The 13,729-nt window shown below is 70.7% G+C and carries 9 protein-coding genes; 8 read left to right on the plus strand and 1 reads right to left on the minus strand.

What is annotated here, in order from left to right; translation table 11 throughout:
- Positions 1-65: 65 nt before the first annotated feature.
- From ACH4D5_RS25990 to ACH4D5_RS26005, 4 genes are all read left to right on the plus strand, one after another.
- Entirely contained in the window at positions 66-1,922 is a 1,857-nt protein-coding gene (locus ACH4D5_RS25990) for an ABC transporter transmembrane domain-containing protein (protein WP_398306905.1), read from the plus strand.
- Complete coding sequence (locus ACH4D5_RS25995) at positions 1,919-3,700, plus strand: ABC transporter ATP-binding protein (protein ID WP_398306907.1); 1,782 nt, start codon at positions 1,919-1,921, stop codon at positions 3,698-3,700. The genes ACH4D5_RS25990 and ACH4D5_RS25995 overlap by 4 nt, the downstream gene beginning before the upstream one ends.
- A gap of 129 nt (positions 3,701-3,829) precedes the next feature.
- Entirely contained in the window at positions 3,830-5,638 is a 1,809-nt protein-coding gene (locus ACH4D5_RS26000) for an ABC transporter ATP-binding protein (RefSeq protein WP_398306909.1), read from the plus strand.
- Positions 5,635-7,443: an ABC transporter ATP-binding protein gene (locus tag ACH4D5_RS26005; RefSeq protein ID WP_398306911.1), complete on the plus strand. Its 1,809-nt coding sequence runs from the start codon at positions 5,635-5,637 to the stop codon at positions 7,441-7,443. The genes ACH4D5_RS26000 and ACH4D5_RS26005 overlap by 4 nt, the downstream gene beginning before the upstream one ends.
- Positions 7,444-7,508: 65 nt before the next feature.
- On the opposite strand, the gene ACH4D5_RS26010 is transcribed toward ACH4D5_RS26005, so the two are convergent.
- Positions 7,509-8,303: a metal-dependent hydrolase gene (locus ACH4D5_RS26010; RefSeq protein WP_398306913.1), complete on the minus strand. Its 795-nt coding sequence runs from the start codon at positions 8,301-8,303 to the stop codon at positions 7,509-7,511.
- A 61-nt stretch (positions 8,304-8,364) separates the two neighbouring features.
- On the opposite strand from ACH4D5_RS26010, the gene ACH4D5_RS26015 reads away from it, so the two are divergent.
- From ACH4D5_RS26015 to ACH4D5_RS26030, 4 genes are all read left to right on the plus strand, one after another.
- Positions 8,365-10,938, plus strand: a complete 2,574-nt coding sequence (locus tag ACH4D5_RS26015; protein ID WP_398306915.1) for a DEAD/DEAH box helicase — start codon at positions 8,365-8,367, stop codon at positions 10,936-10,938.
- Positions 10,939-10,984: 46 nt separating this feature from the next.
- On the plus strand, positions 10,985-11,887 hold the full coding sequence (locus ACH4D5_RS26020; RefSeq protein WP_398306917.1) for an acyl-CoA thioesterase: 903 nt from the start codon (positions 10,985-10,987) through the stop codon (positions 11,885-11,887).
- Between the two features lie 28 nt (positions 11,888-11,915).
- Positions 11,916-13,106 carry a winged helix DNA-binding domain-containing protein gene (locus ACH4D5_RS26025; protein WP_398306919.1) on the plus strand — a complete coding sequence of 397 codons (1,191 nt, stop codon included), beginning with the start codon at positions 11,916-11,918 and terminating at the stop codon, positions 13,104-13,106.
- Between the two features lie 107 nt (positions 13,107-13,213).
- On the plus strand, positions 13,214-13,726 hold the full coding sequence (locus ACH4D5_RS26030) for a tetratricopeptide repeat protein (RefSeq protein ID WP_398306921.1): 513 nt from the start codon (positions 13,214-13,216) through the stop codon (positions 13,724-13,726).
- Positions 13,727-13,729 lie beyond the last annotated feature (3 nt).

Here is a 13,729-nt window from a genome sequence, read left to right on the forward strand (position 1 = left end):
AACCGCCGTCCGCTCCTTCGAACTCCTCGTCGGAGCGACGCCGCCGCACCTAGTCCTGGGACGTCATGCAGATTCGCGACCTTCCGTTTCCCGACCCCGGTGTCCCCGACGTCCGGTCGGGGCCGCGCTTCCTGCTGTGGCTGGGCCGCAACCAGCTCGGCGGGCAGCTCAAGTCTCTCGCCTGGGGCCTGCTGCACTTCAGCTCCATCGCGGGCCTGCCCTACATGGTCGGCGTCGCCGTCGAGGCCGTGCTCGACCGCTCCGGCGGCCGGCTCGCCCTGGGGGGCGCGTTGATCGGCCTGCTCGGCATCGGCATCGCGGTGGGCGACACCATGCTGCATCGCACCGCGGTCACCAACTGGATCACGGCCGCGGCGCGCGTGCAGCAGCTGCTCGCCCGGAAGACCGCCGCGCTCGGCTCCGCGCTGACCCGGCGTGTCGCCGCCGGTGAGGTCGTAGCCGTCTCCACCGGTGACGTCGAGAAGATCGGATGGTTCGTGGAGGCGCTGTCGCGGTTCGCGGCGGCCGCGCTCACCGTCGTCCTGGTCTGCGTCGGTCTCGTCGTCTACCAGCCCGCCCTCGGTGTCGTCGTCGCTGTCGGCATCCCGGTGCTCGCGATGGCCGTGCTGCCGCTGCTGCCCCGCGCCACGCGCCGGGCGGACTTCCAGCGCGAGAAGGCGGGGCGGGCCACGGAACTGGCGTCGGACACCGTCGCCGGGCTGCGGGTGCTGCGCGGCATCGGCGGCGAGGAACTCTTCCTCGACCGCTACCGCCGCGCCTCGCAGGAGGTCCGCTCCGCCGCGGTGCGCAGTGCCCGGATGTGGGCCGTCATCTCGACGATCCAGATCCTGATGCCGGGGCTGCTGCTGATCGCGGTCGTCTGGCACGGCGTGCACCTCGCCCGCGAGGGCCGCGTCACGGTGGGCGAACTCGTCACCGTCTACAGCGCCATCATGATGCTCAACTACCCGCTGCGGCACTTCGAGGAGATCGCCATGGCGTACTCCTTCTCCCGGCCCTCCGCGAAGCGAGCGGCCCGGGTTCTCGCCCTGCAGCGGACGGCGCCGAAGGCTACGGACTCCGCGGATGCGGAGTCTTCGGCGGGTGACCCGCCTGCGCCTTCCGGTGACCTGTACGACCCCGCGACGGGCCTGCTCGCCCCGGCGGGTCGCCTGACCGCCGTGGTGTGCGGCGACCCGGACGAGGCGGGACGGCTCGCCGAACGGCTCGGCGGACACCCCGCCTTCGACGACGCCGCGGGCCTGCCGTCCGTGCGTCTCGGAGACGTACCGCTGGACGACCTGCCGCTGGACACAGCCCGCACCGCCGTCCTCGTCCAGGACAAGGACCCCGTCCTGCTCTCCGGAACCCTTCGCGCCCTCCTCGACGTACCGGCGTCGGGCGCGGTCAGCCCCGAGGAGGCGCTGGCCGCGGCGCAGTGCTCCGACGTCCTGGACGCGCTCGCGCAGGCGTCGGTGGACGACGACCCCATGGCCGCCCACCTCACGGAACGTGGCCGCTCCCTCTCCGGAGGCCAGCGCCAACGCCTCGCTCTGGCCCGTTCACTGGTCGCCGACCCCGAGGCACTGGTGCTCGACGAGCCGACGTCCGCCGTGGACTCGCACACCGAAGCCCGGGTCGCCGACGGCATCCGGCAACTGCGCCGGGGGCGCACCACCGTGGTGCTCACCTCGTCACCGCTGCTCCTCGACCGAGCCGAGCGTGTCGTCTTCCTGGCGGACGGCGAGGTCGCGGCGGTGGGCGCCCACCGCGAACTGGTGCACAGCGAACCGCGATACCGCGCGGTCGTGACCCGGGAGACCGACACCGAACACACCGAACGCACGGACCGCGTCGCCGCGGAGGCCCTGACCGGCTCCTCGGACGCCCTGGCGAATTTCGACATCGAGGAGACGGCATGATCGGCCTGGCGCCCCCGGCATACGATCCGGCGGCCCCCACGACGGCGGAGACCCTGCCCGTCGGCTCGGCCACGACCGTGCGCGACTACGTCCGCGAACTGTTCCGGCGCCATCGCCGGTCCTTCCTCCTGCTCATCCTGGTGAACACGCTCGCCGTCATCGCCTCGATGGTCGGCCCCTATCTCCTCGGCGGTCTGGTCGAGAAGGTCTCGGACGACGCACCGGACCTTCACCTCGAACTCACCATCGGGCTGTTCACGGCGGCCCTCCTCGTGCAGGCCTTCTTCGTGCGCGAGGTGCGGCTGCGCGGTGCGATGCTCGGCGAGCGGATGCTGGCGGATCTGCGGGAGGACTTCCTCGTGCGCTCCGTCGGGCTGCCGCCCGGCGTCCTGGAGCGGGCCGGTACCGGCGACCTGCTGTCGCGCATCACCACGGACATCGACCGGCTGGCCAATGCCATGCGTGAGGCCGTGCCGCAGCTCGCCATCGGCGTGGTGTGGGTGGTGCTGCTGCTCGGCGGGCTCGTCGTCACCGCACCGCCGCTGGCACCCGCCGTGCTCGTCGCCGTGCCCCTTCTCGTCATGGGCTGCCGCTGGTACTTCAAGCGGGCTCCCGCCGCCTACCGTTCGGAGGCCGCCGGATACGCCGCCGTGGCCGCCGCCCTCACCGAGACCGTCGACGCGGGACGCACGGTGGAGGCCCACCGCCTCGGCCGCCGCCGCGTCGAACTGTCGGAGCGCCGCATCGCGGAATGGACCGCTTGGGAGCGGTACACCCTCTACCTGCGGTCGGTCCTCTTCCCGGTGATCAACCTCACCCACACGACCGTGCTCTGCTCGACGCTGATGATCGGCGGAGTCTTCGTCCTCCAGGGCTGGATCGGCGTCGGCCAGCTGACCACCGGGGTCCTGATCGCGCAGATGCTCGTCGACCCGCTGGGGATCATCCTGCGCTGGTACGACGAACTTCAGGTCGCCCAGGTGTCGCTGGCCCGGCTCGTCGGCGTGCGCGACATCGAGCCGGACGCGGGCGACTCCTCCGTGACTCCGGAGGGACGACATGTCCTCGCCGACGACGTCCACTTCGGCTACCGCGCGGGCGTCGACGTGCTCCGCGAGGTGTCTCTGGCCGTCGAACCCGGCTCGCGTGTCGCGCTGGTCGGTCCGTCGGGCGCGGGCAAGTCGACCTTGGGCAGGCTTCTCGCCGGGATCTACGGACCGCGCACCGGTCATGTCACCCTGGGGGGCGCCGCGCTGTCGGACATGCCCGCGGAGGCGGTGCGCGCCCATGTGGCGCTGGTCAACCAGGAACACCACGTCTTCGTGGGCTCTCTGCGCGACAACCTCCTCCTCGCCAGAACCGGAGCGCGGGACGCCGAACTGTGGGCTGCCCTCGGCGCGGTCGACGCGGCCGACTGGGCGCGTGGCCTCGACGAGGGTCTGGACACCGAGGTCGGCTCGGGCGGGTTCGCACTGACGCCCGCACAGGCGCAGCAGATCGCCCTGGCCCGACTGGTCCTCGCCGACCCGCACACGCTGGTCCTGGACGAGGCGACCTCGCTCCTCGACCCGCGTGCAGCACGGCACTTGGAGCGCTCCCTCGCCCGCGTCCTGGACGGCCGCACGGTCGTGGCGATCGCCCATCGACTGCACACCGCACATGACGCCGACGTCATCGCGGTGGTCGAGAGCGGCCGGATCAGCGAACTCGGCAGCCACGACCAGCTGGTGGCGGCGGACGGTGCGTACGCGGCACTGTGGCGGTCCTGGCACGGGTAGGAAGGGCCGGGTGTGCGGGGAGGCGGGCTCGCTGAGCACGGGTAGGCAGGACCGGGCGTGCGGGGAGGCGGGCTCGCTGAGCACAGGGGGCCCTATTGGCCTCCGGAAGAGGGTAGTTAGGGTTCGTGGATGGCTGCATCGTCCACGGAACCCGGCGTCCCCGATCGGCGCGGGCCCGCCCGCTACCTGTGGTGGGTGACCGTCAGCCAGCCTCGCCGGGTGGCCGCCGGAGCCGTGTTGGGCAGCGCGTGGATGGTCTGCCTGACGCTTCCCCCGTATGTCCTGTCGCGCGCCATCGACGAGGGCCTGCGGACGGGTGACCGGTCCGCCCTGGTGGGCTGGTGCGCGGCCCTGTTCGGCATCGGCGTCCTGAACGCCTGGCTGGCGATCATGCGGCATCGCACGATGACCCGGATCCGGCTCGACGCCTACTTCCGGACCGTGCGGGTCGTGGTCGACCACGCGACCCGGCTCGGCGCCGCGCTGCCCCGCCGTGTCTCGGCCGGTGAGGTCGTCACGATCGGCCACTCCGACGTCGGTGTGATCAGCCAGACCCTCACCGTGACCGGGCCTGGTGTGGGCTCGGTGATCGCCTACTTCGTGGTGGCCGCGCTGTTGCTGTCCGTCTCCACGTTGCTCGCTGTGGTGGTGCTGGTCGGCGTGCCTCTGCTCGCCGTGCTGATCGGGCCGCTCCTCAGCCGGTTGCAAGGGGCGGAGACGGCCTACCGGGAGCGCCAGGGCGCACTCGCCGCGACCCTCGGAGACCTCGCGGGCGGGCTCCGTGTCCTCAACGGCCTTGGTGGCAAAGGGGTGTTCGCGGCCCGCTACCGCGAGGGCTCCCGCCAACTGCGGGACGAGGGCTACCGGGTCGGGTCGAGCATGAGCTGGATCCAGGCCTTCGGTCTCGGGCTGCCCACCCTGTTCCTGGCCGCTGTGACATGGCTCGCCGCACGCATGGCCGCTCAGGGCACCATCACTGTTGGTGAGTTGGTGGCCATCTACGGCTACGTCGCCGTGCTCGTGGTGCCGGTGACGTTCTTCATCGAGGGCAGCTACGACATCGGCCGGGGCCTCGTCGCCGCGCGTCGGGTCGTCGACTTCCTGAACTTGGAGCCGCAGGGCTGGGAGAACGAGAACCGGGCGAACTCGGAGGAGGCTGCGGTCCCTGGCCCCGCGACACCGTCCGTGCTGCGCGATCCCTCGTCCGGCGTCGAGGTCGCCCCCGGACTCCTCACCGCGCTCGTCAGCGCTCGCGCGTCCGACGGCACGGAGATCGTCGACCGGCTCGGCCGGTTCGCTCCCTCCTCCGTCACATGGGGTTCGGTCCGCCTCGACGCCGTCGCGCTGGACGAGGTGCGGGCCCGGATCCTGGTGGCGGACAACGAAGCGGACCTCTTCGCCGGTACCTTGCGTGCCGCCGTTTCCGGCCGGGGGGATCCGGACGAGGACGCCATCGCCCGCGCGGTCGAGGCGGCCATGGCCGGCGACATCGTCCTCGGCCTCCCGGACGGGCTCGATGCCCTCCTCGACGCACAGGGCCGCAACCTCTCCGGCGGCCAACGTCAGCGCGTCCGCCTGGCGCGGGCCCTCCTCGCCGACCCCGAGGTGCTCCTGGCGGTCGAACCCACATCGGCGGTCGACGCCCACACCGAGGCGAACATGGCGTCCCGTCTCCGCGCCGCCCGCGACGGTCGCACGACCCTCGTCACCAGCACGTCTCCCCTCGTTCTCGACCAAGCCGACGTCGTGTACCACCTGGTGGACGGCCGCGTCGCCGCCGTCGGCCGCCACGCCGACCTGCTGGCAGGCCATCCGGGCTACCGACGCCTGGTGTCGCGCGGGGCTGAAGAGGGCGACGAGGCGGAGGAGCAGGACACGCCACAGGGACAGAAGCGCTTCCGACCTCCCGCCGAGCCGACTCATGAGGCACTCCGATGACGCCGCCCCGCCGCGAGGACGTGGCCGATCCCGCGCCCGGACACCTGCCCGTGGCCGACCACCGCCAGGTCCGAGATGCCGCCCTCCGGCTCATCCGGCAGGACACCGGCGCCTTCGTCACGATGATCGTCTTCAATGCCCTTGCCGCGGCGGCGGGGCTCGTCGGCCCTTGGCTCCTCGGACGCATCATCAATACGGTCAGGGCCGGCGGAGGCGTCGACACCGTCGACCGCCTCGCCCTCGGCATTCTTGTCGGCGCCGTCGCCCAGCTCCTTCTGGCGCGCCACGCCCGCTACCTCGCCCATCGCTTCGGCGAACGGACCCTCGGCCGCATTCGTGAGCAATTCGTCGACCGGGCCCTCGCCCTGCCGGCCTCCGTCGTGGAGCGGGCCGGAGCAGGCGATCTGACGGCCCGCGGCACCACCGACGTCGTGACCGCCGGGCAGATGCTGCGCGACACCGGGCCGGATGTCTTCGTGGCGGCCGTGCAAGCGCTGTTCATCCTCGGCGCAGTCTTTCTGCTGGACCCGCTGCTCGGTGTCTGCGGTGTGGTCGGCCTCACCGGCATCTGGTTCGCCACCCGCTGGTACCTGCGCCGTGCGCACTCCGCCTACCTCGAGCAGGGAACCGCCCACTCCGCGCTGGCAGAGGTCCTCGCGGCCACGGCCTCCGGGGCCCGCACCGTCGAGGCCCTGCGTCTGCGCGAGCGTCGTGTCGCGGACAGTGAGGCGGAGATCGGACGGTGTGTCGCCGCCCACGACCGGACACTGTTCCTGCGCAGCGTCCTCTTCCCCTCCATCGACATTTCGTACGCCGTCCCGGTCGTCGCCGTGCTGCTCCTCGGCGGGATCCTGCACGACCAGGGCTCCGTGAGCCTGGGCACGGTGGTCGCTTCGGCCCTCTATCTCCAGCAGCTCTCCCAGCCGCTGGACACGATCCTGCAGCAGGTGGAACAGCTGCAGAGCAGCGGCGCCTCCTTCGCCCGGGTCGAGGGCCTGGCCGCAACCCCGACGGGCCCTACCGGCGCCACCACTCCCCTCCTCCCCCACGGCGGCACCCCTGAGGACGACCGCATCGAGGTCAACGGCGTGCGCTTCGCCTACAGCGGCACCGCCGACGTCCTGCACGGCGTCGACCTCTCCGTACATCCTGGCGAGCGCCTCGCCATCGTCGGGCCGTCGGGGGCGGGGAAGAGCACTCTGAGCCGACTCCTGGCAGGGATCGACGCACCGGTCGAGGGCACGGTAACCGTCGGCGGCGTACCGATCGCCGACCTGCCGCCCGACCGGCTGCGCCGTCAGGTCGTCCTCGTCACCCAGGAGCACCACGTCTTCCTCGGCACTCTCCGGGACAACCTCGTCATCGCGGCGGAGTCCGCCACGGACGTCGAGCTGAAAGCCGCCCTCACCGCGGTGGGTGCGGACTGGTCCGACGGCCTGCCGGCCGGTCTGGACACCGAGCTGGGCCCCGGAGGCCATCGCCTGCACGGAGCACAGGCCCAGCAGCTGGCCCTGGCCCGCGTCGTGCTCGCCGATCCGCACACACTGATCCTGGACGAAGCCACCGCGCTCCTGGACCCGACGACGGCGCGGCACACGGAACGGGCCCTCGCCGCCGTCCTCCGAGGGCGCACCGTCATCGCCATCGCCCACCGGCTGCAGACGGCCCATGACGCGGATCGCGTGGCGGTCATGGAGGACGGCAGGGTGACCGAGCTCGGCACCCACGACGACCTCGTGACGGCCGACGGCGCCTACGCCGCGCTCTGGCACTCCTGGCACGGGGAGCACCGGCGCACGACCTGAGCCGGGAGCGACGTGGGCATCAGCCTCGGCATGGGCTTGGCCACGCTTCGGATGAGAGGTATTCCTCAGATGAAGTTGAGCGCCGCTGCGCCGCCCACTCCCCCGAGCAGCATGAACACCGGCATCAGCACCTTGAGCTCGATCCAGCTCCCGGCCCGGAACCGCATCGCCTTCGGCGGCCCGATCGGATACCAGCGCTTGCGGCCGATCGGGATGGGCCACAGGATCGGGCACCCGGATACGGTCAGCGCGTCCCCGATGTCGTGCACCAGCGCGCCGAGCACGATCGGCAGCCCCAGCCACAAATACTCCTGGCCGGGTTCGGTGAACATCCAGTCGGAGCCGTTGCCCGGCTTGTCCAAGACGCCGGCGAGGATCCAGGCGCTCGTCGCGGCGAGCAGCCACACCAGGACATCGCTGCTCGACCCGCGGGCGGCCCGCCAGAGCAGGCCTTCGATGGCGAGCACCATATGGACGAAGAGGATGCCGAGCACCGCCCAGCGACCGCCGAAGATCGCCAGGGCCGACGCGCCCGCTCCTATCAGCACCGCCCACAGCCAGGTGTGCGTGAGCGTGCGGTGCCCGCCCGAGCGACGCGGGTCTCCCTGTTTGCGGGTCGCCTTGTAGACGGCGTACGAGAGTTTGTCGACGATCTCGCACAGCCCCCGTGAGAGCGGCCCGAAGGCTCGCGAGATGGTCGCCGACTTGTGGTCGAGGTCGGGCGCGAGCGCCGCTCCGGCGCAGATCAGCGCTCCTACGAGGAGGACCGGCCAGGGCATCGTGTGCCCCGCGGCCGCTGCCGCGGCACCGACCCCGAGCCAGGCCGCCGCCCCCGACAGTGAGTGTGCCGGTCCCATCATTGGTGTTGCCCGCCCCATTTCCATTGTTCTGACGCCCCGTTGGCGACACAGCGTAGCGTTCGTGATCTTCGTGGATACCTCCGGTTCCGTGATCGGGCAGGAAGGAAGGCAAGATGGGGGTGTGACCCTTATCGATCAGCTGCCGCCGGACGCCGACCCAGATGCCCTCTTCGAAGCCTTCTCGTCGTGGGCCGAGGACCAGGGCATCACCCTCTACCCGGCCCAGGAGGAGGCACTGATCGAGGTGGTCTCCGGGGCGAACGTGATCTTGTCCACGCCGACCGGCTCCGGCAAGAGCCTGGTCGCCGCGGGCGCCCACTTCACGGCTCTGGCCCAGGACAAGGTCACCTTCTACACGGCGCCGATCAAGGCTCTGGTGTCGGAGAAGTTTTTCGACCTGTGCAAGCTCTTCGGCACCGAGAACGTCGGCATGCTGACCGGCGACGCGTCGGTCAACGCCGACGCTCCCGTCATCTGCTGCACGGCCGAGGTCCTCGCCTCGATCGCGCTGCGTGACGGCAAGCACGCCGATATCGGCCAGGTCGTGATGGACGAGTTCCACTTCTACGCCGAGCCGGACCGCGGCTGGGCCTGGCAGATCCCGCTGCTCGAACTTCCGCAGGCGCAGTTCATCCTCATGTCGGCGACGCTCGGCGACGTCTCCATGTTCGAGAAGGACCTGACGCGCCGCACGGGCCGGCCCACCTCGGTCGTCCGGTCCGCGACACGACCGGTGCCGCTGTCGTACGAGTACCGTCTGACACCGATCACCGAGACGCTCACCGAGCTCCTGGAGACCAAGCAGGCGCCGGTCTACATCGTCCACTTCACCCAGGCCCAGGCGGTCGAGCGCGCACAGTCGCTGATGAGCATCAACATGTGCACGCGCGAGGAGAAGGACAAGATCGCCGACCTGATCGGCAACTTCCGCTTCACCACCAAGTTCGGCCGCAACCTCTCGCGTTACGTGCGCCATGGGATCGGTGTGCACCACGCCGGCATGCTGCCCAAGTACCGCCGCCTGGTGGAGAAGCTCGCGCAGGCAGGCCTCCTCAAGGTCATCTGCGGCACCGACACCCTCGGGGTCGGGGTCAATGTGCCGATCCGCACCGTGCTGTTCACCGCCCTCACGAAGTACGACGGCACGCGTGTCCGCACGCTGCGCGCGCGGGAGTTCCATCAGATCGCCGGGCGCGCCGGCCGTGCGGGCTTCGACACGGCGGGGCTCGTGGTCGCCCAGGCGCCCGAGCACGTCATCGAGAACGAGAAGGCGCTCGCCAAGGCCGGCGACGACGCGAAGAAGCGCCGCAAGGTGGTCCGCAAGAAGGCACCCGAAGGCTTCGTCGCCTGGTCCGAGAGCACCTTCGAGAAGCTCATCGCCTCGGAGCCCGAGCCGCTGACCTCCCGGTTCCGGGTCACGCACACCATGCTGCTCTCCGTGATCGCCCGGCCCGGCAACGCCTTCGAGGCGATGCGGCACCTCCTCGAGGACAACCACGAGCCGCGCAAGCAGCAGCTGCGGCACATTCGCCGGACCATCGCGATCTACCGCTCCCTCCTCGCCGGCGGCGTCGTGGAGAAGCTCGACGAGCCGGACGCGACGGGCCGCATCGTGCGTCTGACCGTCGACCTGCAGCAGGACTTCGCGCTCAATCAGCCCCTGTCCACCTTCGCCCTCGCCGCCTTCGAAGTCCTCGACCCCGAGTCCCCTTCGTACGCCCTGGACATGGTGTCCGTCGTCGAATCCACTCTCGACGATCCGCGGCAGATCCTCGCGGCTCAGCAGAACAAGGCGCGGGGCGAGGCCGTGGCGCTGATGAAGGCGGACGGCGTCGAGTACGAGGAGCGGATGGAGCGGCTCCAGGACATCACGTACCCGAAGCCTCTGGAGGAGCTGCTCTTCCACGCGTACAACACGTACCGCACGAGCCACCCGTGGGTCGGCGATCACCCGCTGTCCCCGAAGTCCGTTGTCCGCGACATGTACGAGCGGGCGCTGTCCTTCACGGAATTCACGTCCTTCTACGAACTCGCTCGCACCGAGGGCATCGTCCTGCGCTACCTCGCGAGCGCGTACAAGGCTCTGGAACACACCATCCCGGACGACTTGAAGTCCGAGGACCTGGAGGACCTGATCGCCTGGCTCGGCGAGATGGTGCGCCAGGTCGACTCCAGCCTCCTCGACGAGTGGGAGCAGCTGGCCAACCCCGAGGTCATGACGGCGGAGGAGGCACAGGAGAAGGCCGACGAGGTCAAGCCGGTCACGGCCAACGCCCGCGCCTTCCGCGTCCTGGTCCGCAACGCGCTGTTCCGCAGGGTCGAGCTGGCCGCCCTCGACCACGTCGAGGAGCTGGGCGAGCTGGACGCCGATTCCGGGTGGGACGCGGACGCGTGGGGTGAGGCCATGGACAAGTACTGGGACGAGTACGAAGATCTCGGCACCGGCCCCGATGCCCGCGGGCCCAAGCTGTTGCTCATCGAGGAGGATCCTGAGCACGGTCTGTGGCGCGTCCGGCAGACGTTCGCCGACCCGAACGGCGACCATGACTGGGGCATCAGCGCGGAGGTCGATCTCGCGGCTTCCGACGAGGAGGGCCGCGCCGTCGTCCGGGTCACGGACGTCGGCCAGCTCTGAGAGCCCCGAGGATCCGTGTGCCCCGGACAGGAGTCGAGGAACTGTCATGAACAATCCCGCCGACCGGCTGGTCGACCTGCTGGACCTCGAGCAGATCGAGGTCAACATCTTCCGGGGCCGCAGCCCGAACGAGTCCTTGCAGCGGGTGTTCGGCGGGCAGGTCGCCGGACAGGCCCTGGTGGCGGCGGGCCGGACCACCGAGGGCGACCGCCCGGTGCACTCGCTGCACGCGTACTTCCTGCGCCCTGGGCGCCCGGGCGTGCCCATCGTGTACCAGGTCGAACGGGTCAGGGACGGGCGCTCCTTCACCACGCGCCGCGTCACCGCCGTCCAGCAGGGCCGCACCATCTTCAACCTCACCGCCTCCTTCCATCAGCCTGAACAGGGCGCCTTCGAACACCAGCTGCCGCCGCGCCTGGACGCCCCGGATCCGGAGTCGCTGCCGACGGTCGCCGAAGAGATCAGGGAGCACCTCGGCGCACTCCCCGAGCAGTTGGAACGCATGGCCCGGCGCCAGCCCTTCGACATCCGCTATGTCGACCGGCTGCGCTGGACCGCCGAGGAGACCAAGGGCGCCGAGCCGCGCAGCGCGGTGTGGATGCGTGCTGTCGGCCCGCTGGGCGACGACCCGCTCGTACACACCTGCGCGCTCACCTACGCGAGCGACATGACGCTCCTCGACGCCGTCCGCATCCCCGTGGAACCTCTGTGGGGCCCCCGCGGCTTCGACATGGCGTCGCTGGACCATGCCATGTGGTTCCACCGGCCCTTCCGTGCCGACGAGTGGTTCCTCTACGACCAGGAGTCCCCGATCGCGACGGGGGGCCGCGGCCTCGCCCGGGGCCGTATCTACGACCGGGAGGGCCGCCTCCTCGTATCGGTGGTGCAGGAAGGACTGTTCCGCCCGTACGGGGAGCGCCACATGGACGGTCCGGCAGCCGGCGCGTAATCGCTGAAGGGCCTGGAGGGGAGGCACGGTGCGACGAGTTGACGCGGTGGAGCGGCGGGCGAGGCTGGCGCTGCGCCACCGGCTGACGGTGGACACCAGGACGGACGATCCGGTCGAGGTGGCACGGTCTCTGCTGGCCCTGCACGGCACCGACCCGTCGTCGGTGTACGTCGGCGCCTGGGCCCGCATGCGGGACGGTCAAGTGGCGGACGTGGAGCGCGCGCTGTACGAGGACCGCTCGCTGATCCGCCTGATGGGCATGCGGCGCACGGTTTTCGTGACGTCCCTCGACGTGGCACCCGTACTGCAGGCCGCCTGCTCGCGGGCGGTCGCCGCGCGGGAGCGTCGCCTTCTTCTGGGGATGCTGGCCGAGTCCGGCGTCGCTGACGACGCGGCCGGGGTGGAGGCGTGGCTGGCGCAGACGGAAGAGGTGGCGCTGCGCGCGCTCAAGGAGCGGGGCGAGGCGACCGCCGCCGAACTCGCGAGCGACGACCCACGGCTGGCCACCGAGCTGGTCATGGCGCGTGGCAAGAGCTACGAGGGCCGGCAGAAGCTGGCCAGCCGACTCCTTCTGCTGCTGGCCGCCGAGGGACATGTGGTGCGTGGCAGACCGCGTGGCACATGGACCTCCCACCAATACCGCTGGGCGTCGTTGACGGACTGGTTTCCCGGTGGCCTCGCCGACTGGGACACCCGCGAGGCCGAGACGGAGCTCGCCCGGCGCTGGCTCCGGACGTTCGGTCCGGCCACCGCGGATGATCTGCGGTGGTGGGCCGGGTGGACCAAGACCCAGACCAAGCGGGCCTTGACCGAACTGCGCCCCGTCGAGGTCGACTTGGACGGACTGCACGGGTTGTTGCTCCCGGATGACCTGGAGGAGACCTCGCGGCCGGAGCCGTGGGCGGCTCTGCTGCCGGCGCTCGACTCCACTCCGATGGGCTGGCAGCACCGCGGCTGGTTCCTGGGCGAGCACGGACCGCGTCTCTTCGACAGGAACGGCAACATCGGCCCGTCTGTGTGGTGGGACGGCCGCATCGTCGGTGGATGGGCCCAGGACAGCAGTGGCGAGATCGTGTGCCGGTTCCTCGAGGATGTCGGTGCAGACGCGCAGAGCGCGGTGCGAGCCGAAGCGGAGCGCCTCGCGACGCGCCTGGGCGGTGTGCGGCTCACTGCTCGTACCCGGGGGCGTACGTGGCTGGAGGAGGAACTGGCCGCTTGACGGCCGGAGGGCGGGCAAGGCAGGCACGGGACGGGGTACGAAAGGCATCTCTGCCTCCGTTCGGGATAGATTCCGGGTGCGGACGCGAGCACGAAGGGGACGGGGCGTTGAGCGGAAATCCGAGTGAGGACAGGGATCGGCTGCTGGCGGAGGCCGTACGGCTCCGCGAGGGGGGCCGGCCCGAAGAGGCCAGGGAGCGACTCGTCGCCCTTGCGGCAGAGTTCCCGCACGATGCGGAGGTCGCGTACCAGACGGCTTGGGTCCACGACACGCTCGGTCTCGAGGCCGAAGCGGTGCCGTACTACGAGCGCGCTCTCAAGGGAACGGGTCTGTCGAACGACGATCGCCGCGGAGCTCTTCTGGGGCTGGGCAGTACCTACCGGATTCTGGGGCGCTACGAGGAAGCCGTGGCCACACTCGGCCAAGGGGCGGCCGAGTTCCCGGACGACGGCGGTCTCAAGACGTTCCTCGCCATGGCCCTGTACAACACCGGCCGGACCCACGACGCGATGCAGATGCTTCTGACGCTGCTCGTCGCCACGAGCAAGGATCCTGACATCGCGGGCTATCGCCCTGCCATCGAGGAGTACGCCAAGGACTTGGACGCGACGATGCAGTGACGG

Source organism: Streptomyces sp. NPDC018029 (genome assembly GCF_044327655.1).
Taxonomy (GTDB): domain Bacteria; phylum Actinomycetota; class Actinomycetes; order Streptomycetales; family Streptomycetaceae; genus Streptomyces.